The sequence below is a fragment of the Paenibacillus sp. JNU01 genome, assembly GCF_059130585.1.
On record NZ_CP169723.1, the window covers coordinates 49,293 to 75,086 of the forward strand.

Below are 25,794 nucleotides of genomic sequence, written 5' to 3' on the forward strand. Positions count from 1 at the left end.
GGAGTGGAGCACATGTCTGAAATTATCGAAAAACCATATAACGAACCTGAATATATCGCACCTCAATCTGTTCAAATGGGTACCATTCACATCTCGAACGATGTGCTGTCCAAGATTGTGGGGATGGCCGCGCAGAGCACGAATGGCGTATCCTCCATGTCTGTGGGGCTGACTGAAGGGATTGCCAAAAGCATCAGCGGCAAGAGTCTGCAAAAAGGGATTGATGTGCACGTCAAAGACGATCAGGCGACCATCCAGCTGCGCATTAACATTCAATATGGCAACAAGATGCATGAGGTATGCCGTGAACTTCAACATAACGTTCAACAGGCCGTTGAGCAATTAGCGGGTGTTATGGTTAATGAAATTAAAGTGCAAGTCGTCGGCATATCCATGCAGGAGACGGTATAAACAAACGTAAGGAATAACGAATGTAAGTATTGAACAAATGCAAGTGATATCGATTGGCAAAAAACAGCACCTTCCCATTAGCAACTTAACTGGGAGGGTGCTGTTTTATGTTTGCGATAATAAGTGGGCGCTTCGCCCATCACTTTTTTGAACATTTTGGAGAAAAGCAATGCATCAGTGTAGCCCACCGAGCGGGCAATATCACCAATGGTCAGACCGGGATCAAGGGTCAATTCGGCTGCCCTGCGCATCCGGTAATGGACCAGATACGACTGGATACTGCTCCCCATCTGATCCTTGAAGAGAGAGCACAGGTAACTGCGCTGCAAGCCCACATGGGCCGCGATGGACTGAACGGTAATAGCATTGGCGTAGTTCATTTCAATAAAGTCCATGACCTGCGTTACGTATGTTTCCTTCGAATAATCCTGCATGGGTTGAAGATGCTCTGAGTTGGCCTGATCAATCAAAATGGAGAAAAATTGATAAAGCAAACCAGTCATACTGATCTCCCAGCCTTTGTGGGTGTGGCGCGAATTAATCATACGATGCAGACAGGATCGCATCTCGTCATCCTCATTGCCCAGCTCAAAAATCGGGTGATGCTCAGACAGACAAGCCTGCTGTAAAAAGGTTTGGCTATTGCTACCTTGAAAAGCAACCCAGCTGTATTCCCAAGGGTCATCCTGATCTGCTTCGTAATGAACAACAGAATGCGGAACGATCAGAAAACCTTGACCTTTGTGCAGGGTGTATGTTCTGCCTCCTACTTCGAAGGTGCCTTTGCCATTCAAAATATAATGAATTTTGTAATAGTCTCTCATGGCAGGGCCAAAGTGATGACCTGGTGTACAGGCTTCCGTACCATAATGAAGGAGCTGAAGCTCCTGAAAATGATTGCTTTTAAACATATATGTAATCAAGGGTATTCACTCCTGTATGATTTCGTCTCATCTTGCATTTTAACATATTAATTAGATTAAAAGATCAATGATTTAACATTCGTTGGTAGAGATAACAGTCATTTTTCCATATGGTTATAGTGAAATGCCATATCGTTTTGCCCGAGAAATGACTAAGATTAGAAGCAGCAAGGCAAACCTTACAGGAAAGTGAGAATAACGATGCCCTATACTGCGAGTGAACAACGATATGATGAGATGAAATATGTACGTTCCGGTAAATCCGGAATCAGACTGCCGCAAATTGCGCTGGGTCTATGGCAGAACTTCGGAGGCAACCGTACGTTGGATATTCAGGAAGAGATGATTTTGCGTGCCTTTGACCTCGGAATTAACCATTTCGATTTGGCGAATAACTATGGTCCACCTCCAGGATCAGCGGAAGAGAACTTTGGTGTGATATATAAAAAACATCTGCGTCCTTATCGGGATGAGCTGCTCATCTCGACAAAAGCTGGCTATCACATGTGGAATGGACCTTATGGCGAATGGGGTTCCCGCAAAAACCTCATTGCGAGCCTGGATCAAAGCCTTGGCCGGATGGGACTGGATTATGTAGACATTTTCTATCATCACCGTCCAGATCCGGATACACCTTTGGAAGAGACCATGACAGCGCTGGATCATATCGTGCGGCAAGGTAAAGCACTGTATGTGGGGTTATCCAATTATAATGCAGAACAGACGCAAGAAGCGGTGACCATTCTCCGTCGTCTGGGTACGCCGTGTCTGGTTCATCAGCCGAATTACTCCATGTTGAACCGCTGGATCGAAGACGGTTTGCAGGACGTACTGGATGAGCAGGGCGTAGGTTCAATAGCATTCTGTCCACTCGGCCGCGGCCAGTTGACGAATAAATATGTCGACAAGATTAAGGAAGAACGAGCCAATCCAACAGGCAATTTGAAAAAAGAAGCTTATACGGACGAACGGATTGCCAAGTTCGATGCGCTTCAGGCGGTTGCAGAAAGAAGAGGTCAGACGATCTCTCAACTGGCTCTGAACTGGATCTTGCGCGGTAACCGTGTAACCTCCGCACTGATTGGTGCAAGCCGTGTGTCCCAGATCGAAGAAAACGTAGCTGCGCTCAAGGCACCGGACCTGACAACGGAAGAGTTGAATGAGATCGAAATCATTCTTGACGGAATGGGTAATTATCCGTGGTAACCGAAAAATTATAGTTAGACGAAGATTATGGTAATAGCAAATTAATATGAAATGGTGCCGTCCTGATAACCAGGAAGGTGCCATTTTTTTATATGTCATTTTCTTTATAGGATAAGATCTATTATAATAGTTCATTAATTGACCTATGTTTATTTTTTTGGAATGAGCCTAGTTCATAGCACCTGGTCCTAGGATTTAGGGTATAATATATAGAAGCTTTACATTTGAACTACGAAGGAGAGGCTCCATTTGAACTTTGAACAGTGGATTTCGCCTGAAAGCTATAACCTGACATCCGAGATGGAGAATCATCCATCCGACCGGATTGCACTTAGATGGCTCAGCGATCAACGAGAATTGGAAGAGATCACGTATGGTGATTTGTTCAAGCAGGCGAATCGTCTTGCTGGAGGTTTGCGTGAACTAGGACTGGTGAAGGGTGATCGGGTGCTGGTCATGGTACCACGCCGTATCATTGCCTATGTCATTTACATTGCTTGTCTTAAATTGGGGATTGCCGTTATTCCGTCCTCCGAGATGTTACGGGCTAAAGATCTGGAATATCGTCTGCGTCACTCTGAGGCGCGGGCTGTTATTGTATGGTCCGAGACAACCTCGGAAGTGGAAAAGATGAACGCGGATCTGCCGTCACTGGCACATCGTATCGTAGCATCTCCTAATGGTGATGTTGGCGTACCTGCTGAAGGTTGGGTCAATGTGCATGAGTTAATGGAAAATCAACCTGAAGAGATGGCTGCAGTGGAAACTCACCGTGATGATACAGCTATTCTTGCCTATACTTCGGGCACAACAGGTAATCCCAAAGGAGTTGTACATAGCCACGGTTGGGGATATGCCCACCTGCGGATCGCTTCTTCACTATGGTTGGATATTCAGCCTTCAGATACCGTATGGGCAACAGCGGCACCTGGCTGGCAAAAATGGATCTGGAGTCCGTTCCTGTCGGTACTCGGAAGAGGCGCGACAGGACTGGTCTACAATGGATCATTCCAACCCAAGCGTTACCTGGAATTGATGCAGGAACATCAAATTAATGTTCTATGCTGTACACCAACCGAGTATCGGTTAATGGCCAAAGCCGATGATCTTGGACATTATGATCTGTCCCATCTGCGCAGTGCTGTTTCAGCGGGTGAACCGCTCAATCAGGAAGTCATTGAAATCTTCCAACGTCACTTTGACCTCACTATTCGAGACGGATATGGACAGACCGAGAGCACGTTGTTGATCGGCAGTCTCAAAGATGCGCCTGTACGTATTGGCTCGATGGGTCAGTCGATTACACCTGGGTTGATTTTAATCATCGATGAAGAGGGACAACCTGTACCTGCGGGTGAAGTTGGAGATATCGCGGTACACAAAGAGATGCCGGCTTTGTTCCGATCCTATTATCAGGATGAGGGACGGAAGGAAGCGAGTCAGCGTGGCGATTATTTTGTAACAGGGGACCGTGCACGTAAAGACGAAGAAGGTTACTTCTGGTTTGAAGGTCGCAGTGACGATATCATCATCAGTTCGGGTTACACCATCGGACCATTTGAAGTGGAAGAAGCACTCATGAAACACGCGAGTGTGAAGGAATGCGCGGTGGTTGCGAGTCCGGATGAGATTCGTGGCAACGTGGTGAAAGCTTTTGTTGTACTGCGAGATGATTCACTGGCTTCACCAGAACTGATGCGTGAATTGCAGCACCATGTCAAAGAAATTACAGCACCTTACAAGTATCCACGCAAGATCGAATTTGTTACGGATCTGCCGAAGACCAACTCTGGTAAAATCCGCCGGATTGAGTTACGTGAACAAGAAAAACGTCATAGTTAGATCATTTTGTATAGATGAAATTTTGGGGATTGTGCCTGCGTAGTGAAAGAGAAGGATTCGATTCTGCAGAAGCGAAAGCGGTCGTATTTGTCTCCGAATTTTAACCTTTGAAAAATACGATGAAGAAAATTTGGAGACAACGACGATCTAAAGAACGATCCTTCGCTGTAACGGCCAATCAGCAGATTCCAAGTCACTTGCAAACCATGTCATAATATATGAAACAGGAGTGAACACAACCATGAGTCAATTTGAACAAACCTTTGAAAAGTCATTGGAACAATACGCAGAACTGGTTGTCAAAGTCGGTGTAAATATTCAAAAAGGACAGGACTTGCTCGTCACTGCCCCCATCGAAACGCTTGAATTCACACGTTTGATTGTTCAAAAAGCGTATGCAGCCGGAGCGAAGTACGTGCAAGTGGAATTCGATGATGATAACATTACCCGCAGTCGTTTCGAACATGGCTCGGATGACAGTTTTGACTACTATCCGGCCTGGAAAGGCGACATGATGGAGAAGTTCGCTGAAGCCGGCGGAGCAACATTGACGATCAAAGTACCTGACCCGGATCTGTACAATGGGATTAATTCGGACAACGTCTCCCGTGCAACTAAGGCTGCTGCTCAAGCACGTAAAGGATATTCCAAATATACACGTAATCATGAAATTAGCTGGTGTTTGATCAAAGCACCGACCAAGGCTTGGGCGAACAAAGTGTTTGCCGACATCCCGGAAGAAGAACGAATCAATGTGATGTGGGAAACCATCTTCAAAATGAACCGTGTGGATGGCGGAGACGCCGTACAAAATTGGAGAGAGCATCTGGATACCCTGAATACCATGAGTGATCTCCTGAACCAAAAGAACTATAAGAGCCTGCATTACCGTGCGCCAGGTACAGACCTGAAAATCGAATTGGTTAACAATCATATCTGGGGCGGTGGTGGCAGCGAAAATAAACAAGGCGTATACACGGTTGCCAATATGCCGACTGAAGAAGTATTCACCATGCCTAAGCGCAGTGGGGTGAACGGTTATGTTAGCAGCACCATGCCTCTGAACCTAAACGGGCAACTGGTTGACCAGATGAGAATCACCTTCAAGGACGGACAAGTTGTTGCCTTTACGGCAGCATCTGGTGAAGAGCATCTGAAGAACCTCTTTGCCACGGATGAAGGAGCACGTTATCTGGGTGAAGTGGCACTCGTGCCTCATGACTCCCCGATCTCCAACTTGAATCGTATTTTCTATAATACGGGCATTGATGAAAATGCATCTTGCCATTTGGCTGTGGGAAGTGCGTATCCATTCAACATGAAAGATGGCACTACGATGTCTAACGATGAATTGTTGAAGCATGAGTGCAATGTGAGTCTGACCCACGTCGATTTCATGATCGGTTCCGCAGAGCTGGATATCGATGGTGAGTTACAGGATGGCACAATCGAGCCGGTATTCCGTAAAGGCAACTGGGCATTTTAATTTCTAATCTGGCTATATAACTTGAACTAAAGATTATTTACACTGACACTACGATGACAGAATAACCTTCCAATCGCTGTTATCCCCGGAATTTTTTTTGATTCCCTTTTTCGAAGGGGAAATTCCGGGGATAGCGTATGCTTCCGATGCAGCTTTCTTTCAGAAAGCTTTTAGGCGAACGCTTCGCTTTTTCAGGTTTTTTCTGTCCTCTCCGTTATCGTGTAAGTTCAACTTATATAGTATTAATAGTATTTAATCGAGAAAGTGACTTCAACTTGAAGTCACTTTTTTCGTTTTTTCATAACATGGATTACACAGGCCTCACAGGCACACATATTTCGCACCAATGCTGATGGAGCAGTTCCCATCGATACCGTTCAATAACTGGTTTGTTGTCCATCACATAACCACTTGCATGCAAATGGGGGATGATCACATTCCAAGCCTGCTGAATATCTTCTGCCGTATGTCTCACCTTACAGATGAGATAGTCTCCGCCTGATAACTCGCCAATCTCAACTATGTCATCTTCCAGACGTTTAGATTCCGTGATAACAATACAGGCATCATATCTACATTCTTCGGGTGGTGTGGTAGTCGGGTCATCTTGGGGGATGCCCAGTAATGTTGCTGATTCATGAAGCAATTGGTTTTTGTCTGCCCATTGTTTGAGTGTATTCATCGCTTGGGCATTGGCCGGACCGTAAGGCCCCACTTGTCGAACATAGGCAAGGCGACACGACGGGAGGTTTTCGATATACATTTGCATGGAAATCTTCCTCTCAATATGGTTTTCTCTTACATATTGGATGCTAACATGGTATAAAAAATATTGCATAATGAATTGATTCCCCGTACCAAAACTCGTAGAATAGGAAGGATATGTTAAAGGATGTTTTAAGAGAACAGGAGGGGAAGAGTGAGATATGGATATCACCTATGCCTTCACGGATGAACGATTCAGGCAAGTTGTGTTGGATCGTTTTTGTAATGAGAGGGGATTTATTCAGGAGAGTGATGTTCGTGAGGTTGAGACATTGCAGCTTTCAAATCACGATATTAGTAATCTGGACGGGATTGAGTATTTCAAAGGTCTTCAAGAGTTGGATTGTGCCTATAACCAATTGACGGGTCTGGATCTTGCTCAGAATCACATGCTCAGGACGTTACGTTGCAGAGAGAATCAGCTTCTTACTCTGGACCTCCACTCCAATTCAGAATTGCAGGTACTCGATTGCAGCTTTAATCGACTTCGCCAATTGGATCTTTCTCATAATTCCAAACTTGTCACGCTGGAGTGCCATTGGAATATGTTGTCGGAGCTGGCTTTGGAGCGCCTTGAGCAGTTGGAGGAACTGAGCTGCAGTTATAATGCTTTTTTCACGCTTGAGCTTGAACACAATATACACCTGCGGCGACTGGATTGCGCTAACAATTACATGTTGGATCTCGATGTATCCGGCTGTCCAAACTTGCTTGAACTTCGATGTAATCACAACCATATCAAACAGCTGGATCTTACTTTAAATCTGGCTCTGGAGAGTATCCGTTGTTTTAACAACCATATTAGCAAGCTGGATCTTCGTCATAACGTGCAATTAAGAGAGCTTTATTGTTCCGAGAACAAATTAACCGAGTTGGATTATAGCGTTAATCCCAAGCTGGAGAGACTGCAATATGCAGACAATCTGATTTTTGAATCCAATCATGAAGTTCAGGGGATGGGTGTGTTTCAGTATGACGCATCAATGTCCAACTATCAGATGCGCTTACATATTCAGGATAAAGAACTGATAGTCACTGCACAGGTTTCAACCAAGGCTGAGATGGAGGAATTGTCTCCATATATGGAAGCGACGTGGGATCGATGGGACATGCTTCAGGAGCAGGCCCTTAAAACCATTGCCGAGGCCCATCCGGACGAGGATATCAGTGAATTGGTTTTGGCTGATGCAGAGTTCCAGGGAGATCGGTATTTCCGATTGGGATATGATGCGGGGGATACACCTGCTGGTCGATTGTACATATACGCGGAGTTTGACGATGAATTTCATATGTTGGACACATTAATCTATGAAACGTATTAAAGCCACGAAACCGTGGCTTTTTGCTTTGTTAGTTTGCAGGTTATCTGTTTATTCAGCGTGCATTTTATTGAAGCTAACATATTCATTGATTGGTTTACGGTAACCGCGCGGACGTTGTTTGGCTTCCGACTTTTTGCCGATGGTAATCAACATAACCGGTACGTAATGATTAGGGATATCCAAGCTTTGTTGTAATTCTTCTGCGTCAAAACCAATCATTGGACAGGTGTCCCAACCGCGATCTTGAGCGATCAGCATCAACTGCATGGCAGACAGGCTGGCATTGCGAATCGCATCCTCACGTTGGAAGAACCTGCCGCGAGATTCGTAAAATTCGGTTACACTTTGGGATTCTTGCTCATATTGGAACGGAGTGAGGGCGCCCAGATTCAGCAAACCTTCGTTAATGGTGCGGATATGATGGTGTGCGTTGACATCGCCCAGAACCACGATGACCGCAGAAGCTGTTTTTACTTTATATTGCTGGGAAGCTTCATAGACTTTCTCTTTCTGTTCCTCGTCTTTGATCACAAGATAGTGGGTGTGTTGCAGGTTAAAGGCAGATGGTGCAAATTTGTTCAGGGCAAACATCTCTTGCAGTTCAGACTCCGAAATCTCAATTCCTTCTTCAAAAATAACAGCCGACCTGCGGTTTTTAACCAGATTCTCGAACTCACTCATGATGGTTTCCCTCGCTTATGTATGATTTATAAAATTACTATAACACACTTAGTTACTTTATGTAAGTATTATTTTTGAATAAGACAAGTATTGCCTGCCATACGCTAAAATAAAACACTAGAGGTGATTCATGAAAGCTCTCATCACAAGATTTAAGGGAGGGCATAACCCGCATGAATTTCGGGTATATGTGATCCAATCTTCGACGTTAAAACGTTTTGTCGTTATGGAGATTATTTTGGGTTCAATCGTGTACAATGTCGCACTGTATTTGTGTCATAATGCGCTACTTGCTGGCGCAGGCTCTTGGGCTGGAACTGAAAGTCTGAAGAGATTGCCACTGGTCTTTAGGAGAATCGTTGGGACGTGATGATGTGTTCAAAATGAAAAAGATTGAAGCAGAAGAGGGGCGTTTGCGGCCCCATCTTCAATTTCAGCCTTGATATCTATATTCATCCTTCTTTTATCTAATCAAATAGCTGACTAGAGATAAGGTAGATATCTACCTTATTTGGCTCGTTCCAAATATTGCTCCAGTGTAAGTTTCTGATTGGTAATTTCACCAGCAATATAGACTCCGACATAACGTACATGCCATGGCTCATAGGAATAACCCGTTAATTTCTCTTGATCTTTGCCATAACGAATGATGAATCCGTATTTGTGGGCATTGGCTTTTAGCCATTTGCCTTCTTTGGTGTTGCCGAAGCTTTGCTGAAGATCATAACCGGCGGATGCGCTGGAGATATCCATTGCAAGACCCGTTTGATGTTCGCTTTGTCCTGGACGAGCACTTGTTTTATTGGCAACAGCTTCACCTTTGATGCTGGCATTCCGGTCAAAGATTGATTTCTGAGTCGCATAAGAGCGATAACCAGACACGGCTTTGATATCAATGCCGTCTTTTTTGGCAGCAGCAAATAATTTTTCAATAGCGGTTGCAGCCACTTTACGCATCTGTTTCTTCGGACTTGAGCCTGAGAAGCTAAAAGGAATATTAGGTACAACCAAATCTTGTGGTGCGTAAGTCGAAGGCAGATTTCTCTTTTTATTGACAAGCACAACTGTACTGGACACATTGGTCACGGTTGCCACATTTTTGATGGTTTTGATCGTACGACCAGGTGCATTATCATGCAGAAATTGAGTGAAGCTGGAGCTAGCAGCAGACGCGACGGGATTCAGGTTTGAAGTGAGGGGAAACGTAGTAAAAGCAGAACCTGCGACAACAGAGCCTATGAGAATTGTAGATATGATGGATTTACGAGTAAAAGGTTTCATGATGTGTGTTCCTCCTCGGAATATATGAATCTATATACCGAGTATACTAGAGGATTATATCCATAGGTTCTCCAATTGTTTCCGAGTTGTAAACAAAGTTTGCTATAAAATCTAACTAGAGGGTATTTACCCTGCCACTTTGATGACAGAACAACCTTCCGATCGCTGTTATCCCCTGATTGTTTGACCAATTTATAATGGTGAAAATCCGGGGATAAAGGCGAGCGCTACGCTTCTTCAGGTTTTTTCTGTCCTCTCCGTTTCGTGTAAATGTTTAGTTTATCTATCTTTTATAGAGTCTTTTTTGCAACTCTGATAAGAGGTATATAAAGAAAAGAACATTAAAAGCCGTTGCATTAGTAGATGCAACGGCTTTTGTTGTGAAGAGATAATCTAGATTACTGCAATTATGCTGGCGAGTGGGTTACAACATGCAAGCGTCAGATCCACCGGAGCTTCCCACAGTTACGGCACGGGTATCGCGCACACGAACATTACCGCTGAGCACGCCGGAGTCACTGCTTAATTTGAAGGAAGGATAATTTTCTTCTGTATCCAGCTTCATGTGTTGTTCCAGGTTCAGTTGCTGTTTCGGATCAACATAGAACGGAACCAGATTGGTTTCAATCTGAGCATCAAGAGCCGCGAGTTCATCGACAATGATAATCGCGATAACTCCGTTACATCCGCAACCTTCCAGATCATAGATTACTTTGAAGTATCCAGGTTGATCATTCAAGCTTTCTGTCAATCGTTTTGCAGCCAGGTCTGTAATTTCAATATACATATGGGTACACTCCTTTATATGTGGTCGTGGTTATAAGTGGTAAAAGAGCTCATTCAGCTTCTATTCTCATTATACCACTTTGTGAAAAATCAAAGCATTTATTTTCTTGACTGATCAGTCTGGAAAAGGTATTCTTTATTTAATGAACAGGGAGGTGAGGTCTGAAATTGGGAAGAGCCAAGGAATTTGACACGGAAACTGTTCTAAGAAAAGCAACGTCCGTATTTGGAGCGTATGGTTATGAAGGTACATCTTTGAGCTTACTGCTGAGTGAACTTGGCATTGCGCGGCAAAGCCTGTATGACACATATGGAACGAAACATGATTTATTTGTCTCTGCGCTTAAATTCTATATTCAGCAGAAGACAGAAGCGGGCATCAGACTATTAAACGAGTGCACAAGTGTGAGGCAAGGCATGGCAGAGTTGTTCAACGAAGTGATTAACGTGCTCACAGACGATGAACGTCGTAATGAATGTTTTATCATTAATAGCGCGGTGGAACAGGCACCACAAAATCACGAAATCGCAGCCTTTATTCAAACCACTAATCAACAAATGGAAGATGTTTTTCATACTGCGCTGTTACGAGGCCAGAGGAATGGTGAATTTAAGCACGCAGAGGAAGAATTGCCTGGGCTTGCCCGTTATCTGAATTATTCCCGACTCTCATTGACCTTTACGGCGAAGAGCGGTGCAAGTGTAGAAGCGCTGCGAGATTTTGTACAAATGACTCTAAGGGCTATGGATTAACGATTCACATGATTTGAGCATGAACCTTCATAAATTTTTTTTTTGAAAATGAACGCGTAAGGCGTTTATTTTTTAACTTTTATAGACTGATTGGTCTGGAAAAAGTTCGCCAAACAAAACTGAAGGAGGAAGTAAGGATGACACAATTTCAGCAGTTGGAAGCAGATAGTATACCGCATCAGATCATGCACGGATTTACTCAATTGTTACTGGAAGGAAAACTGGAACAGTGGTTGAACCTATATACATCTGAGGCTATCTTCGAATTCCCATATGCACCAGCAGGATATCCTCAGAAACTGGAAGGCAAAGCCGAACTTGCGAATCATGTTCATAATCTGTTGGGGATGATCGAAATCCAGCAGTTTTCTGAACCGGTAATCTTGGCCGATTCCACGAAACAACAGTTTGTGGCTGAATTTACTTGTACAGGGCGCTCATTAGTTACAGGCAAGCCATACAACCAAACCTACATTTCTGTGGTGAGCCACAAGAATGGAAAAATTACACATTATAAAGACTATTGGAATCCGATGATCGTAATTGAATCGGACTTAGGAGGAAGTAAACATGAATAATGATAAACCGGTGACACTGATTACAGGGGCTAATGGAAAAACAGGAAGCCGTGTTGCGGCTATACTTCAAAAGCAACAATATCCGGTGCGCTTGGCAGGAAGAACTAAAGCATCTCTTTCTGGTTCTGGTGATAACTATGTCTATTTCGATTGGTACGATTCCGATACGTATGCTCAGGCATTGAAAAATGTGAACCAGGTGTACCTTGTCGTGCCAGTCATGGACATGAATCCAGAAGACGTCATGATTACGTTCATCAAGGAAGCATTGTGGAGCGGCGTTAAGCGATTTGTCTTGCTCGGCAGTGCTTCGATCGACGAGAATGGTCCCATATTTGGCAAAGTACATCAGTATTTAAAAGCGCATGCTCCCGAGTGGGCTGTTCTCCAACCATCTTATTTTATGGAGAATTTTACGGAGGGACCGCATCGGGAGACGATGAAGCAACTCGGTAAAATCTACAGTGCTACGGGTGACGGGAAAATCGGTTTTGTCAGCGCAGATGATATTGCAACTGTTGCCTTCCGAGCACTTACAGATGTTATTCCTCATAATACAGAGCATATGATTACAGGGCCGGAGACGTTGTTCTATGGGCAGGTTTCCAACATCATTAGTCGTTTACTGGGTCAGTCCATCCAGCATGAATCTTTGTCCGACGATGAACTGAGGAACAGCATGATTCAAGCCGGGATGCCTGAAGACTATGCAACAGCTCTGGCAGGGTTGGATATTGCCATCCGTGAAGAAGGCCGCGAAGATCAAGTAACGGATACCGTGCTGAGATTGACGGGGAATGGCCCAATCTCAATGGAGCAATTTGTTCAAAATCATATGGCAGTATGGAATTAATGGAAGAAACATATTGTAATTAAAGAGAAGACGGTGCCTAGTGCCCGTCTTTTTGCCTGTCTACCAGCATGTTGACATCGTTGATTGAAATATGGATCTATGCATAACCACAGGCACGACGGACAGCAGTGATTATACGAACACACTTTTGGGGAAATAGATGAGAATGAATGTTTGATAAAGGTTTGATAAAGGGGCGAAGAGAGCGGATGATTCAGTTCGAAAATGTATCAAAACAATATCCTGATGGAACTACGGCTTTGCGTCAGGTTAACCTCAACATTAACAAGGGAGAATTGTTTGTCATGATTGGTCCGAGTGGATGTGGCAAAACCACCATGCTCAAAATGATCAATCGCCTGATTGAGCGAACAGATGGAGCAGTGCTCATTAATGAACGCTCAATTGATGAATACAACATTCACGAATTGCGCTGGAATATCGGATATGTGCTGCAACAGATTGCACTATTCCCGCATATGACGATTGCCGAAAATATTGCGGTTGTTCCTGAGCTGCGAAAATGGAAGTCAGATCAGATCAAGCAGCGCGTACATACGCTACTGGACATGGTTGGATTGCATGGAGATACGTACAGTGAGCGCAAACCTGCCGAACTATCTGGTGGACAGCAGCAGCGAATTGGAGTGTTGCGTGCACTCGCTGCCGATCCCGAGATTGTATTGATGGATGAACCATTCAGTGCACTCGATCCGATGAGCCGTGAGAAATTGCAGGACGATATTCTGGATATCCAGCGCCAGATGAAAAAAACAATTGTGTTTGTCACCCATGATATTCAGGAAGCGATGAAGCTGGGTGATCGCATCTGCATTATGAAGGATGGACAGGTTCTGCAGGTAGGCACCCCGGAAGAACTGATCCGACAGCCAGCTAATGATTTCGTACGTGAATTTGTTGGAGGTCCTAACACCGATACGAGTTCACAATCTGTTTTTGATCTTGGATCCATCATGTCACCACTCTCACCGGGTCATGTGCCAAAGTCAGCTAAAACTGCCGTTCCCGTATCAACTACCTTACCGGAGTTGGTTGAGATTATGAGTTCTCACGACCATTTGTTAGTGGAACGCAACCGACAGATTATTGGTGAGATCAATCGGGCAGATCTGATGAAATACTGGTCTGAACAGTTACAGGAACGAGGTGAGGGACATGAGTAGATTCACGGAGGTGTTCAGCGAGCGTAAAGGCCAATTATTGTCTGCTCTCCTGGAACATATTCAGATCTCATTTATCGCATTGTTCTTCGCTGTCCTTATCGCTATTCCGCTTGGTATATACCTTACACGCAAACCAAGAGTCGCTGAACCCATTATTGGGGTTACGGCTGTGTTGCAGACTATACCATCCCTGGCGCTTCTCGGATTACTCATCCCATTGTTTGGTATAGGAACACTTCCTGCAATTATCGCATTGGTGGTGTATGCGCTGCTTCCTGTACTCCGCAATACGTACACAGGCATATCCGAAGTTGATCCTTCCATGGTCGAAGCGGCGAATGCAATGGGCATGAATAGTCGGCAACGTCTAATCAAAGTGGAACTGCCACTGGCGATGCCTGTCATTATGGCCGGAATTCGGACGGCTATGGTCCTGATTGTAGGAACGGCGACACTTGCAGCCTTGATCGGCGCAGGAGGCTTGGGTGCATTAATCTTGCTGGGTATTGATCGGAATGATACCGCACTGATCATCCTTGGAGCCATCCCGGCAGCCTTGTTGGCTATTTTGTTTGATGTACTATTGCGTCAGTTCCAGCGGTTATCCTTCAAGAAAACATTGGTTACCTTGGGTTCGCTAGCTCTGATCGCGATACTTGTGATTACCATTCCCTTCGTGGCACGTGGTGGACAGAAGGATCTCGTCATTTCCGGGAAATTGGGGGCGGAACCGGAGATTCTGATTAACATGTACAAATTGTTGATTGAAAAAGACACAGACCTGACCGTTGAACTAAAACCCGGATTAGGAAAAACGCCATTCCTTTTCAATGCACTCAAGTCGGGTGATATTGACATCTATCCCGAATTTACCGGGACAGCGATCTCCGAATTCATGAAGGAAACAGCAGTCAGCACCGATCGGACCGAGGTGTACGAACAGGCAAGAGATGGAATGCTGAGCCAGTTCAACATGGTGCTGCTGAACCCTATGGATTACAACAATACGTATACGTTGGCTGTTCCACAGAGCATTGCAGATCAATACAATCTCAAGACCATTTCGGATCTCAAACCGGTAGAACAGCAAATGAAGGCAGGTTTCACGCTGGAATTCTCGGATCGGGAAGACGGTTACCTTGGTATTCAGAAGAAATATGGAATTGAATTCCCGAACGTTGCAACCATGGAACCGAAGCTTCGCTATGGAGCTGTTCAACGAGGCGATATCAATCTCGTAGATGCTTACTCCACCGATAGTGAGTTGAGACAATATGAACTCGTCGTGCTGGAAGATGATCAGGAATTGTTCCCGCCGTATCAAGGTGCGCCGATGCTTCGTCAAGAAACGGCAGATCAATATCCACAACTGGTTGAGGTGCTGAATCAGCTTGCTGGCAAAATTACGGACGATGAGATGCGTCAGATGAACTATGACGTGAACGTAGAGGGAGCGAATCCTGAACAGGTTGCAGCAGAGTACCTTAAACAGGCTGGATTGCTGTAACTTCAGGCATCCCTGCAATAGATGTATCAAAAGCATGAGGAGGAACCATGATGACACAAGAAACTTATGACTTGATTGCAATTGGAACAGGAAGCGCGGCAAGTTCTGTTATTACCCGTTGCGCTGAAGCTGGCTGGAAAATCGCTGTAATTGATGAACGTGAGTTCGGCGGAACCTGTGCACTGCGCGGCTGTGATCCCAAGAAAGTGCTGGCCGGAGCCGCGGAGCTGATTGACTGGAATGAGCGGATGCAAGGGAAAGGAATTCAGGGACGGGCGACTATCAACTGGTCTGAGCTTATGGCCTTTAAACGTACCTTTACCGAGAGCATACCTAGAGCAAGTGAGGATAAATTCAAACAAGAAGGAATGGATACGTTCCATGGTAAAGCTTCATTCGTCGATGAAGACCATATTCAAGTTGGAGAAGAAGTGCTTCATGGCAAACACATTCTGATTGCTACTGGTGCACGGCCTGCGCCAATTCAAATGGAGGGTTCAGAGCATCTCGTATATAGTGATGACTTTCTGGATCTGGAACAGCTGCCTGATCGATTAGTGCTGATAGGCGGTGGATACATTGCATTTGAATTTGCGCATATTGCGGCCAGAGCCGGGACGGAAGTCCATATCCTGCATCGGAGTGAACAGCCGCTGAAATCATTTGATGCGGAACTGGTTGAATCTTTAATGCAAAAATCGAAAGAGATCGGCATTCATGTTCATTTGAACGCAGAGGTGAAGTATGTACGGCAAGAGGGGAACGCCTATATCGTTCATGGCACACGCAATGGTGCAGATCACCAGTGGCAGTGCGGACTTGTCGTTCATGGAGCCGGGCGTATTCCCAATGTGGATGGGCTGGAATTGGAGAAAGGCAACGTCAGCTACAGCAAAAAGGGTATTACGGTGAACGAGTATTTGCAAAGCGAAAGTAATCCGAGAGTGTATGCTGCTGGCGATGTAACCGATACAAAAGGGTTGCCTTTGACCCCGTTAGCAGGTCAGGAATCCCGGGCAGTATCGTTCAATTTGTTGGAGGGAAATCAACACAAACCCAATTATAAAGTGATGCCTTCCATTGTGTTTACTGTCCCAGCACTTGGTTCTGTAGGGATGAGCACGGAACAAGCCAAAAAAGAGGGCTATGAGGTGCAGGTAAATGATATGTCGAAATGGTATACTTACAAGAGAACTCATGAAAAATTTGCCATGGCCAAAGTGGTGATCGACAAATCAACCGGTCGCATTCTGGGTGCGCATGTGCTCGGGGGCAAGACAGAAGAATTGATCAACCTTTTTGCAATGGCTATTCAGTTCGATCTGACTATCGATCAGTTAAACACCATGAATTTTGCATATCCTACTGCTGCATCGGACCTGGGTTCTCTAGTGTAGAAATGATGATAAAAGCCCCTTGGGACGGAAGGATGAAAATAACGATGTCATCGGATTTTGTAGGACTTCTTGAAGGCAAGTGGACGAAGGAACCCGTTGCCGCAAGGATGGATGGGGATCGTTTCGTTGTGGAAGCTCGGGAAGGCAGTGACTTCTGGGAGGAAACATTCTATGGGTTCTGTCATCGGGATGGACACGCCATACTTGCTCCATGGGACGGAACGGAAGCGATTGAGGTATCTTTTGATCTAAGTTCATTCACCGAATTATATGATCAGGCGGGGTTGATGTTATGGCACGGAGAAGATCAATGGATCAAGGCCGGAGTTGAGGTTAATGACGGTGTTGCTCATGTTGGAGCTGTCGTGACGGATACATATTCGGATTGGTCCCTATCTCCTGTACCTGAGTGGGGTGGACGAATTGTGACGATCAGAGCCTCGTACAGTAATGAGGCTGTTGTCATTCGGGCTCGTACAGATGAGCATCCTTGGCGTACGATTCGCGTTGCACGGTTCGCCTATCCGACGAATAAACACGCAGGCCCATTTCTGTGTTCACCGAAGCGTGCAGGGTTCGAGGTAGCCTTTACCAAATGGAGATCCACGCCACCCGATGCTGATCTGCACACAGATCCTCCAATAACGGATTAAAACAAGTTAAGATGCACGCTAAACAATGATATTTGAGCAAGTATATCTCGCTTACCAAGAAATACAACACAAATAAGCAAGTCTTCCGTTCACGGAGAGCTTGCTTATTTTCGTGCTTAAACTTTGCACCCTGAAGAGTATTCCAGGTGTTCATTTTACAATTCACCGGGGGCGCAAGTTTTTTCGCATTTACAACGACAGAACTTTTGAGTTTAACGTTTATTTACTCGTATCCGTATCCTGGGATTGGGGGTTGGTCTCTTTTTCACCCTCATCATCATTGGACTTATTGAACTCCAGCATACGCTCCTCGTAATCGTCCAGGAACCATAACGGGTCCATACTGTCTTCCTCACCGTTGTAATTGATGACGATTTCTTCGCCAGCCTTGATGTCTGTATACGCGTAGAAGTCAAAGGTGTGGTTATCAAAATTGATATCATAGGTAGCGTTAGGTTCATAAGAGTGGTTGATCAGACTGCCGTAGCCGAGCAGAATGGCGGTATGATTCGCCCCATATTCGAATACGTAATCTTCCAAAATCGTTTTTTCGACATGCTCATGATCTTCATTCGGGTAAGGCACGACGGGTGCCTGATGGATCAGTGTTCCTTTCGCAATATCAACGGTAGCAAAGACCCCGCGGTTAAACTCACCACCATCACCCAACTTGGATTGTTTCACTTCAATCATATTTTTCACCTGATGCTCTTTGAAGAGCTCCGTTCTATATAGTAATAATTCGTTAAGGCAAAATTTTAACCCATACTTTCATATAAGGCAAATTTCAGACAAAAAGGTGCAATATTTTTGAATAGGGCGTTGAGTTGTGCAGGATATAACGCTTATAATATACAAAGAATTAAGTCTATATAGAAAAGGTGTCATGAATGAGCATATTAAATGTAGAAAAATTAAGTCACGGTTTTGGTGACCGTGCTATCTTTAACGACGTTTCATTCCGCCTGTTGAAGGGCGAACATATTGGTCTGATCGGGGCTAATGGTGAAGGTAAATCCACCTTCATGAACATTATTACAGGAAAACTTCAGCCGGATGAAGGCAAAGTGGAGTGGTCCAAACGGATGCGTGTTGGTTATTTGGACCAGCATGCTGTATTGAACAAAGGCCAATCCATCCGTGACGTGCTTCGCGGCGCGTTCCAGTATTTGTTCGACATGGAACAGGAAATGAATGATATGTATGGCAAAATGGGCGATGTAACTCCCGAGGAGCTTGAACAACTTCTTGAAGACGTGGGCACGATCCAGGATACACTGACTAACCAGGATTTCTACATGATCGATGCCAAGGTGGATGAAACCGCACGTGGTCTGGGTCTGACGGATATCGGTCTGGATAAAGACGTCAATGACCTTAGTGGTGGACAGCGTACCAAAGTACTGCTTGCCAAGCTGCTGCTGGAAAAACCGGATATTCTGCTCCTTGATGAGCCTACGAACTATCTGGATGAATTGCATATCGAATGGCTGAAACGCTATTTGCAGGAATATGAGAATGCTTTTATTCTGATCTCACACGATATTCCGTTCCTGAACAGTGTTATCAACTTGATCTACCACATGGAGAATCAGGATCTGACCCGTTATGTGGGCGATTATGATCACTTCCAGGAAGTGCATGAGATGAGAAAACAGCAGCTGGAGTCGGCTTACAAGCGCCAACAACAAGAAATTGCTGACCTCAAGGACTTTGTAGCCCGGAACAAAGCAAGTGTGGCAACCCGTAACATGGCAATGTCCAGACAGAAGAAACTCGACAAGATGGAAGTTATCGAGATTGCCAAGGAAAAACCGAAACCACAGTTCAACTTCCGTGATGCAAGAACGTCTGGCAAGCTCATTTTCGAAACCAAAGGTCTTGTGATTGGTTATAACGAACCGTTGTCCAGACCACTGGATCTGCGTATGGAACGGGGACAGAAGATCGCCCTCGTTGGTGCAAACGGAATCGGTAAAACAACCTTGATGCGCAGTATTCTGGGTGAAATTCAGGCGCTGGAAGGAACCGTTCAACGCGGTGAACATCTGGAGATTGGTTACTTCCAACAAGAGATGAAGGATGCCAACTACAATACGTGTATTGAAGAGATCTGGCAGGAGTTCCCTTCATATACCCAATTCGAAGTGCGTGCTGCACTTGCAAAATGTGGTTTGACAACAAAACACATTGAGAGCAAGGTAGCTGTACTCAGTGGTGGCGAGAAAGCCAAAGTGCGTCTCTGTAAGTTGATCAATAACGAAACCAACCTGCTTGTACTCGATGAGCCGACGAACCATCTGGACGTTGATGCCAAGGAAGAGTTGAAACGTGCGCTCAAGGCTTACAAAGGCAGTATTCTTCTGATTTCCCACGAACCGGAATTCTACCGTGATGTAGTTACAGAGACGTGGAACTGTGAGTCATGGACAACCAAAGTATTCTAAATAAAGGTTGTTCAAAAGTCACGCACTGATAATACGAGAGAGCTTGCGAACAAGCTCGAACGGTGAGAAAAGGCGCGAATTTTGCTTGCAAAACAGGCAGAACTCGCGCCCTTTTTGCTTGGTTTTAACGAAAAATGTTGGTGCCCAATTCACAGTTGACAGCTTGAATAAGGCAATAATATAATTCAAGAAAGCGATTACATTTATATGTTAGTAACCTGTTTCACTGCATAGGGGCGAAGAAGACACGGTATTCCGTATGGGTACCATTTTGCACTTAGAAGGGAAGACGGGTCTTTTTTTACTCTTCAATGAAACCGGTTTCATTAAAATAAGGAGGTGGACCCTGCTTTTGTACTGACCGCCGGTTCCAGAGGATAGGCTGAGCAACAACATCGCGTCTTTAAGAACCATGCTTTCATCTTTCACGCCAAAGGAGAGAATGAACATTGGATAAACTCAGGAAACCCATGATATTCATGTTATCTGCAACACTTGCGCTGTCTTCCGGACCGTTGATGCTACCAAGTAAAGCGTATGCCGATCTGGGGAGTATACCCGCCACGTTGCTGCAGGACGATTTTTCGGATGGGGATTACACGGAATCACCTGCTTGGAACGTAAGTTCAGGCAACTGGGAAGTGATCACGGACCCGACAGATGCGTCGAACTTCACACTTTTCCAGAGCGATACCAATGAAGGCATCATCTCTACTGGAGAATCCATGTCGGACATGACCGTGTCCATGCGCTTTTACACGGGGAACGGTCAAGGATATCCGGGAATATTGCCGCGGTTTCAGGATAAGAGCAACTTTTACTATTTTCAAATGCAGGTTCCCAATAATAAGCTCGTTTTCTCAAAAAGGGTGAATGGATCAGATACCACTTTGAAAACGGTGGACTATGCATTTGCCAAGAATACATGGTATACCCTCAAAGTTGTGTTATCAGGTACAACCATTCGAGGGTATATCGCCGAAAACGGCTCCGATCGGTTGATATTCGATCTGGTCGATCCTACATACGGTTCAGGTACCGTGGGCATTCGGAATAAGTGGCAATCGGTACATGCAGATGACGTGATCATTGCCGATCGACCGCCGGAGAACGATATTCAGCTCTCTATTGCCGAGCAGACGGCGTCTTCGGTTTCCCTGCAATGGTCTGAACTCGTGGGTGCATCAGGCTATCGCCTGTATCGTTCCAACACGCCTGAAGGGGGCTATTCCCTGGTAACCAACACCGGAACTTTGGGACACACAGATGAAGGATTAAGCGGGGATACGGTCTACTATTACAAACTCGCCTATGAATACGGAGGTCTGACTGAGTCCTTGTGGTCCTCGCCGTTGGAAGTACGAACTTCAGCGACCGCCCCTCAGGCTCCGAGCGAATTGAAGGCTGAAGCACTCAACGCAACGAGCGTGAGGTTATCATGGTCGGCCGTGGACAAGTCAACGGGTTACCGCGTGGTTCGGGCCGAAGCTGGCAGTGAGCAATACGAGCAGATCTATGAAGGGAAGGGGCTCACTTATACAGATCAGGAACTCGAGCCTGGCACCAGCTACAACTATCGTGTAACAGCCTTCAATGCAGCTGGGGAGTCAGCATTCACTGTTGCAGAAGCCATGACGTACTCCATTGCCTCTCCTACAGATTTTGCTGCAACAGCTGTTACGGATACATCCATCTCTCTGGGGTGGAATGCTCTTACTGGATCTGATGTAACGTATACGCTCTCCAGGTCTACCAGTGCTGCGGGTACGTATCAGCAGGTCTATAGTGGGAATGAAAGTACGTTTAACGATAGTGGTCTGACGATGGGCACAGGATATTTTTACATCATCCAGGCGACCGTGGACGGCGTAACTTCTCCAGCATCCGCACCGTTGGGTGTTGCCACAGTTCGCACAAGCATTACACCAGGGCAATTGTGGCCAGGTCTGGACGGTCAACCGATTGATGCGCATGGGGCTGGCTTTTTCTACGATGAACAGACGGAGACCTATTACTGGTATGGTGAATATCATAAGGGCGGCTGGCCAGCTGTTGGGGTGCGTGTGTATTCCTCCAAGGATCTGATGAACTGGACAGATGAGGGCATGGCTCTATCGACACTTCAATCCATGGATGATTTTGACCATGACCCGTTAATTTCCAAATTGTATGCGGGACGTGAGGACCGCGTGGATATCTGGGCAGATATTCGCAAAGGACGGATCATTGAACGACCGAAGGTCATCTACAACGACAAAACAAAGAAATACGTGATGTGGGCTCACATGGACGGTGACAAGGACCCGTATAACGATAATGCGAACTACGGTAAGGCGCGGGCCGGTTATGCGATCAGTGACTCTCCAACAGGGCCTTTTGTGTATCAGAAGAGTTACCGGATGGACAGAGCTCCGGAAGGGGAGAAAGATTACTTCCCAAGCGATAAGGGCATGGCACGTGACATGACGTTGTTCAAGGATGATGATGGTACCGGTTATCTGATCTACTCGAGCGAAGAAAACCTGACACTCTATATCTCCAAACTGAATGAAGACTACAGTGACGTAACTGGGTGGCATAAGGAAGGACGAACGGATGACAAAGGTAATCCGGTTCGTGACTCGACCTATCAGGCTGAATATGGCGTAGATTACGTGCGTGTATTCCCTGGAGGGCAACGCGAAGCACCAGCGATGTTTAAGTATCAGGGGAAATATTATATTTTGACTTCCGGAGCTTCCGGATGGGCCCCTAACGAAAACAAAGTGACGGTGGCGGATAACATTTTTGGCCCGTGGTCAACGCAGACCAATCCGTTCGTGCGCACGTTGCCGAGTGATCCTGATCCAGGTAAGGCTTTCGGCACACAGACCACATCCGTCATTCCGGTAGATCCGGAAAAAGGCAAATTCATTTACGTTGGGGATACGTGGAACGGTGGCAATTTCTCGAATGATGCTGCAAAATACGTGTTCTTGCCCATTGAGTTTGGAATAGGCTCCGACATTGCGATCAAGTGGTATAACAGTTGGACACCGGATCTGCTGAATTCGATGGGCAAGGTGGATATCGCTGATCCGTTGCCGGAAGCCGTGGCGCTTGGCAAAGTACCATCTCTTCCAACGACATTGAACGTTCGCGACGGTGGTGAACTGGTGTCAACGCCAGCAGTGTGGACGATTGATAACCGGGCCATGACGGCAGAAGATTTTGCTAAGCCAGGACCACTCACATTACAGGTAACGACACCAGAATATAACAACAAAAAGCAGGCGGTTCGTGTAAACGTCATTCCAGAGAATGCCCTATATTTTGTGAACAGCGGAGGGTACGAAACGACTGATTACAATCTTATGGGTGCGTATATGAAAGGAACACTGGCCAACCCGGGAACGGCAGACCAGATGTACGCTCCGGCAGAGGGTCGCAATTGGGGATACACCAGCGCAGACGCACTGTCATCCGGCTCGAATGGCGGAGATATTTTCTCGACCGTACGTTATCTAAACGGGGGCAATGTCAGCAATTCTCCAAAAGGCACAGACTTAACCTACAGATTTGATGTACCGAATGGAACATATGATGTGTACGCGGGATTCAACGATCCGTGGACGAATGCATCGCGCAGAGCCAATTTCATCATCAATGGCACGAATACCGGGGCTGTTGCGTTTACGCCTGCCAGTGTTAGAGCACACAAAGGCATCATTGTGTCGGACAACAAACTGGAGTTAACCGTGCGCAATACGGCATCACAGGACCCGATGATTAGTTGGATAATGATCGTTCAGCCAGATGCTATGCCACCTGTTAATGACAGTGCTGGTCTCAATGCGGATGCGGTGAATTCAACGAGTGCAACGCTTCATTGGGATGCTCATCTTGGAGCAGCAAGCTACAAGCTCTACCGCTCAGATCGTGAGCAAGGTGAGTACAAGGTGGTCTATAGCGGCAATGGACGGGAGTACACGGACAGTGAACTGAACCCTGGCACGGAATATTATTACAAAGTGGAAGCTTTGGATGCGACAGGGCAATCGGTGAGAGGTGTATCTTCCGCATACCAGGTGCATACGGCTCAGCAGACTGCTGCCGATGTAGCTACAGGCATTACAGCACTGGAACAACCTTCAGTAGGTGCGAAAAAAATGAAGTTGCCATCCGTGCCGCAAGGTTTCACAGTGAAGATCGCTTCAAGTTCGTTACCGTCCGTCATTCAGACGGATGGAACGATTGTCCCACCTTCTAAGGAAACAACAGTAATACTGGAGTTGGAAATCACTCGAATTTCTGACGACACAAGAGCCCTGACTGTACCTTTGACGGTGAAGGTGCCTGCATCTGTTTCTTCCCCAGGAGGATCGGACCCTGGTTCGGGTAGCAACCCGGGCGGCAATTCCGGTGGAAATTCAGGAAGTAGTTCAGGTTCAAGCAACAATGGCGGACAATCAGAAGGTGTTAGCCCAGGTGCAGGAAATGCTGCACCACAACCTAAACCGGAGAAAGACCGTTCTGTTCTGGAGTTGCAGGCACAGCCTGACCAGAAAGGTGTAGTGCAGTCCAACGTGGATGCTTCAACGATCAAAGATGCTTTCGAAGTTGCCCCTGTAACAGATGTGGGTAAGCGCTTGGTCGAACTTCGGTTGAAGCCGGTTTCGGGAGCAACAGCATATGAAGTATCTCTGCCTGCCTCTGCGTTGATAGATCAGGGTGAGTCCCACGTGTTCAACATGGTTACAGAGCTGGGCATGTTGGAACTTCCCGCGTCACTGTTAACGAAGGACATCGTTGGTGATGGAATGGCATCCATCCGATTGGTCAGAACAGAGTTACCAAAAACAGTGGCAGATCAGCTTGGCACGCAATATGGAGTCCAGCTTGAGCTTCAACTGGATGGTCAACCATGGCCATTGCAAAGCGGATTCAAACTTCATCTGCCTTTCCCATCTTCTCAAAATGTTCAGCAGGATCGGATTGTTGCATTTGTCATTGGCGAGAACGGTGTGGCAAGTCCATTGCCGCAAAGTTACTACGATCCAAACAGCGGGCAGCTTGTATTTTCCGTAACGTCACTCACAGGAAATTATGCTGTTGTGTCTGTGGAGCAGGCATTCGCAGATCTTGCAGAAGTGCAGTGGTCCAAGAAAGCGATGGAGGCATTGGCAGTCCGAGGTGTGATTGATGCCGAAGCAAGTGGGGATTCCACCCGGTTGCATCCAAAACAGGAGATGACTCGCGGTCAATACATGCAATGGTTGATGACTGCGCTCGGCTTGAATGCTTCTTCCGGGAATGCGTTTACGGATGTAAACGAAAAGGCTCCATACTACGAAGCAGTTACAGCTGCGCGTTCACTAGGTATCACCAGTGGTACTGGTGACGGGCGCTTCCTGCCAGAGTCCACGATCACTCGTCAGGAGATGATGACGTTGACAGTTAGAGCACTTGCAGCCGCTGGTCTGGTTGACGCCGAGACAGCTGCAACGGATAAACTGACTCGTTTCCGCGATGCTTCCGAGATTCGCTCTTATGCCCAGGATAGTGTGGCCTTACTTGTGGATCTGGGCATCGCTCATGGGTACAACGGTGAGGTGAAACCACTTGATGAAGCGACACGAGCTGAATCGGCTGCGCTGCTATATGCGATGATGAGCAAATTGGTATGGAATAAGTAAGGTTACACCAGAATCGTAGTGTATGAAAAAGAAGGCTTACTTTG

21 protein-coding genes are annotated in these 25,794 nt (G+C 46.0%); 15 read left to right on the forward strand and 6 right to left on the reverse strand.

Features of this window, described 5'->3' with window-relative positions:
• Window positions 1–12: 12 nt before the first annotated feature.
• Complete coding sequence (locus NLBNIHML_RS00210; protein ID WP_339242167.1) at window positions 13–411, forward strand: Asp23/Gls24 family envelope stress response protein; 399 nt, start codon at window positions 13–15, stop codon at window positions 409–411.
• Window positions 412–488: 77 nt separating this feature from the next.
• On the opposite strand, the gene NLBNIHML_RS00215 is transcribed toward NLBNIHML_RS00210, so the two are convergent.
• The gene (locus NLBNIHML_RS00215) at window positions 489–1,334 is read right to left on the reverse strand and encodes an AraC family ligand binding domain-containing protein (protein WP_339242168.1); all 846 of its coding nucleotides are present in this window, start codon (window positions 1,332–1,334) and stop codon (window positions 489–491) included.
• A gap of 201 nt (window positions 1,335–1,535) precedes the next feature.
• Here NLBNIHML_RS00215 and NLBNIHML_RS00220 point away from each other — a divergent pair, with 201 nt between their 5' ends.
• The 3 genes from NLBNIHML_RS00220 to NLBNIHML_RS00230 all read left to right on the forward strand — a co-directional run bounded on the left by NLBNIHML_RS00220 (window position 1,536) and on the right by NLBNIHML_RS00230 (window position 5,868).
• On the forward strand, window positions 1,536–2,540 hold the full coding sequence (locus tag NLBNIHML_RS00220; RefSeq protein WP_472478530.1) for an aldo/keto reductase: 1,005 nt from the start codon (window positions 1,536–1,538) through the stop codon (window positions 2,538–2,540).
• A 300-nt stretch (window positions 2,541–2,840) separates the two neighbouring features.
• The gene (locus NLBNIHML_RS00225) at window positions 2,841–4,382 is read left to right on the forward strand and encodes an acetate--CoA ligase (protein ID WP_494354780.1); all 1,542 of its coding nucleotides are present in this window, start codon (window positions 2,841–2,843) and stop codon (window positions 4,380–4,382) included.
• A 241-nt stretch (window positions 4,383–4,623) separates the two neighbouring features.
• Complete coding sequence (locus tag NLBNIHML_RS00230; RefSeq protein WP_472478526.1) at window positions 4,624–5,868, forward strand: aminopeptidase; 1,245 nt, start codon at window positions 4,624–4,626, stop codon at window positions 5,866–5,868.
• Between the two features lie 310 nt (window positions 5,869–6,178).
• Here the strand turns inward: NLBNIHML_RS00230 and NLBNIHML_RS00235 are convergent, their stop codons facing one another.
• On the reverse strand, window positions 6,179–6,637 hold the full coding sequence (locus tag NLBNIHML_RS00235; RefSeq protein ID WP_339242173.1) for an AraC family transcriptional regulator: 459 nt from the start codon (window positions 6,635–6,637) through the stop codon (window positions 6,179–6,181).
• A gap of 157 nt (window positions 6,638–6,794) precedes the next feature.
• Between NLBNIHML_RS00235 and NLBNIHML_RS00240 the strand changes: the two genes are divergently transcribed.
• Window positions 6,795–7,955, forward strand: coding sequence for a leucine-rich repeat domain-containing protein (locus tag NLBNIHML_RS00240; RefSeq protein WP_472478524.1), 1,161 nt, complete (start codon window positions 6,795–6,797; stop codon window positions 7,953–7,955).
• A gap of 48 nt (window positions 7,956–8,003) precedes the next feature.
• On the opposite strand, the gene NLBNIHML_RS00245 is transcribed toward NLBNIHML_RS00240, so the two are convergent.
• Window positions 8,004–8,636: a nitroreductase family protein gene (locus NLBNIHML_RS00245; RefSeq protein ID WP_339242177.1), complete on the reverse strand. Its 633-nt coding sequence runs from the start codon at window positions 8,634–8,636 to the stop codon at window positions 8,004–8,006.
• A gap of 130 nt (window positions 8,637–8,766) precedes the next feature.
• Here NLBNIHML_RS00245 and NLBNIHML_RS00250 point away from each other — a divergent pair, with 130 nt between their 5' ends.
• On the forward strand, window positions 8,767–9,006 hold the full coding sequence (locus tag NLBNIHML_RS00250; protein ID WP_342572797.1) for a hypothetical protein: 240 nt from the start codon (window positions 8,767–8,769) through the stop codon (window positions 9,004–9,006).
• Window positions 9,007–9,143: 137 nt separating this feature from the next.
• Here NLBNIHML_RS00250 and NLBNIHML_RS00255 read toward each other — a convergent pair whose 3' ends face one another.
• Window positions 9,144–9,917 (reverse strand): M15 family metallopeptidase, encoded by a 774-nt coding sequence (locus NLBNIHML_RS00255; protein WP_494353473.1) that lies wholly within the window; start codon window positions 9,915–9,917, stop codon window positions 9,144–9,146.
• Between the two features lie 424 nt (window positions 9,918–10,341).
• Window positions 10,342–10,704, reverse strand: a complete 363-nt coding sequence (locus NLBNIHML_RS00260) for an iron-sulfur cluster biosynthesis family protein (protein ID WP_339242182.1) — start codon at window positions 10,702–10,704, stop codon at window positions 10,342–10,344.
• Between the two features lie 167 nt (window positions 10,705–10,871).
• Between NLBNIHML_RS00260 and NLBNIHML_RS00265 the strand changes: the two genes are divergently transcribed.
• From NLBNIHML_RS00265 to NLBNIHML_RS00295, 7 genes are all read left to right on the forward strand, one after another.
• On the forward strand, window positions 10,872–11,456 hold the full coding sequence (locus NLBNIHML_RS00265; protein ID WP_339260816.1) for a TetR/AcrR family transcriptional regulator: 585 nt from the start codon (window positions 10,872–10,874) through the stop codon (window positions 11,454–11,456).
• Between the two features lie 137 nt (window positions 11,457–11,593).
• A complete protein-coding gene (locus NLBNIHML_RS00270) occupies window positions 11,594–12,034 on the forward strand; it encodes a nuclear transport factor 2 family protein (RefSeq protein WP_339260817.1) in 441 nt (146 codons plus the stop codon).
• Complete coding sequence (locus NLBNIHML_RS00275) at window positions 12,027–12,887, forward strand: ergot alkaloid biosynthesis protein (RefSeq protein ID WP_472478520.1); 861 nt, start codon at window positions 12,027–12,029, stop codon at window positions 12,885–12,887. Before NLBNIHML_RS00270 ends, NLBNIHML_RS00275 begins: the two co-directional genes overlap by 8 nt.
• A gap of 209 nt (window positions 12,888–13,096) precedes the next feature.
• Complete coding sequence (locus NLBNIHML_RS00280; protein ID WP_339260819.1) at window positions 13,097–14,071, forward strand: ABC transporter ATP-binding protein; 975 nt, start codon at window positions 13,097–13,099, stop codon at window positions 14,069–14,071.
• A complete protein-coding gene (gene opuFB / locus NLBNIHML_RS00285) occupies window positions 14,064–15,578 on the forward strand; it encodes an osmoprotectant update ABC transporter permease/substrate-binding subunit OpuFB (protein WP_472478518.1) in 1,515 nt (504 codons plus the stop codon). The genes NLBNIHML_RS00280 and opuFB overlap by 8 nt, the downstream gene beginning before the upstream one ends.
• A 50-nt stretch (window positions 15,579–15,628) precedes the next feature.
• A complete protein-coding gene (locus NLBNIHML_RS00290; protein WP_472479263.1) occupies window positions 15,629–16,975 on the forward strand; it encodes a dihydrolipoyl dehydrogenase family protein in 1,347 nt (448 codons plus the stop codon).
• Between the two features lie 44 nt (window positions 16,976–17,019).
• A complete protein-coding gene (locus tag NLBNIHML_RS00295; protein ID WP_342572803.1) occupies window positions 17,020–17,628 on the forward strand; it encodes a DUF1349 domain-containing protein in 609 nt (202 codons plus the stop codon).
• A 219-nt stretch (window positions 17,629–17,847) separates the two neighbouring features.
• Here NLBNIHML_RS00295 and NLBNIHML_RS00300 read toward each other — a convergent pair whose 3' ends face one another.
• Window positions 17,848–18,321, reverse strand: a complete 474-nt coding sequence (locus tag NLBNIHML_RS00300) for an SET domain-containing protein (protein ID WP_339242197.1) — start codon at window positions 18,319–18,321, stop codon at window positions 17,848–17,850.
• Window positions 18,322–18,518: 197 nt separating this feature from the next.
• Here NLBNIHML_RS00300 and NLBNIHML_RS00305 point away from each other — a divergent pair, with 197 nt between their 5' ends.
• Together NLBNIHML_RS00305 and NLBNIHML_RS00310 are read left to right on the forward strand one after the other, a co-directional pair.
• Window positions 18,519–20,075, forward strand: coding sequence for an ABC-F family ATP-binding cassette domain-containing protein (locus NLBNIHML_RS00305; RefSeq protein WP_253434780.1), 1,557 nt, complete (start codon window positions 18,519–18,521; stop codon window positions 20,073–20,075).
• A gap of 449 nt (window positions 20,076–20,524) precedes the next feature.
• On the forward strand, window positions 20,525–25,750 hold the full coding sequence (locus NLBNIHML_RS00310) for a fibronectin type III domain-containing protein (RefSeq protein WP_494353474.1): 5,226 nt from the start codon (window positions 20,525–20,527) through the stop codon (window positions 25,748–25,750).
• The last annotated feature ends 44 nt before the right edge of the window (window positions 25,751–25,794 follow it).

Excerpts from the sequence above, each read along its gene's own strand:
- NLBNIHML_RS00210 (WP_339242167.1), top strand. The coding sequence starts at position 13 with ATGTCTGAAATTATCGAAAAACCATATAACGAACCTGAATATATCGCA.
- NLBNIHML_RS00220 (WP_472478530.1), top strand. The coding sequence starts at position 1,536 with ATGCCCTATACTGCGAGTGAACAACGATATGATGAGATGAAATATGTA.
- NLBNIHML_RS00225 (WP_494354780.1), top strand. The coding sequence starts at position 2,841 with ATGGAGAATCATCCATCCGACCGGATTGCACTTAGATGGCTCAGCGAT.
- NLBNIHML_RS00230 (WP_472478526.1), top strand. The coding sequence starts at position 4,624 with ATGAGTCAATTTGAACAAACCTTTGAAAAGTCATTGGAACAATACGCA.
- NLBNIHML_RS00235 (WP_339242173.1), bottom strand. The coding sequence starts at position 6,637 with ATGCAAATGTATATCGAAAACCTCCCGTCGTGTCGCCTTGCCTATGTT.
- NLBNIHML_RS00240 (WP_472478524.1), top strand. The coding sequence starts at position 6,795 with ATGGATATCACCTATGCCTTCACGGATGAACGATTCAGGCAAGTTGTG.
- NLBNIHML_RS00245 (WP_339242177.1), bottom strand. The coding sequence starts at position 8,636 with ATGAGTGAGTTCGAGAATCTGGTTAAAAACCGCAGGTCGGCTGTTATT.
- NLBNIHML_RS00250 (WP_342572797.1), top strand. The coding sequence starts at position 8,767 with ATGAAAGCTCTCATCACAAGATTTAAGGGAGGGCATAACCCGCATGAA.
- NLBNIHML_RS00255 (WP_494353473.1), bottom strand. The coding sequence starts at position 9,917 with ATGAAACCTTTTACTCGTAAATCCATCATATCTACAATTCTCATAGGC.
- NLBNIHML_RS00260 (WP_339242182.1), bottom strand. The coding sequence starts at position 10,704 with ATGTATATTGAAATTACAGACCTGGCTGCAAAACGATTGACAGAAAGC.
- NLBNIHML_RS00270 (WP_339260817.1), top strand. The coding sequence starts at position 11,594 with ATGACACAATTTCAGCAGTTGGAAGCAGATAGTATACCGCATCAGATC.
- NLBNIHML_RS00275 (WP_472478520.1), top strand. The coding sequence starts at position 12,027 with ATGAATAATGATAAACCGGTGACACTGATTACAGGGGCTAATGGAAAA.
- NLBNIHML_RS00280 (WP_339260819.1), top strand. The coding sequence starts at position 13,097 with ATGATTCAGTTCGAAAATGTATCAAAACAATATCCTGATGGAACTACG.
- opuFB (WP_472478518.1), top strand. The coding sequence starts at position 14,064 with ATGAGTAGATTCACGGAGGTGTTCAGCGAGCGTAAAGGCCAATTATTG.
- NLBNIHML_RS00290 (WP_472479263.1), top strand. The coding sequence starts at position 15,629 with ATGACACAAGAAACTTATGACTTGATTGCAATTGGAACAGGAAGCGCG.
- NLBNIHML_RS00295 (WP_342572803.1), top strand. The coding sequence starts at position 17,020 with ATGTCATCGGATTTTGTAGGACTTCTTGAAGGCAAGTGGACGAAGGAA.
- NLBNIHML_RS00300 (WP_339242197.1), bottom strand. The coding sequence starts at position 18,321 with ATGATTGAAGTGAAACAATCCAAGTTGGGTGATGGTGGTGAGTTTAAC.
- NLBNIHML_RS00305 (WP_253434780.1), top strand. The coding sequence starts at position 18,519 with ATGAGCATATTAAATGTAGAAAAATTAAGTCACGGTTTTGGTGACCGT.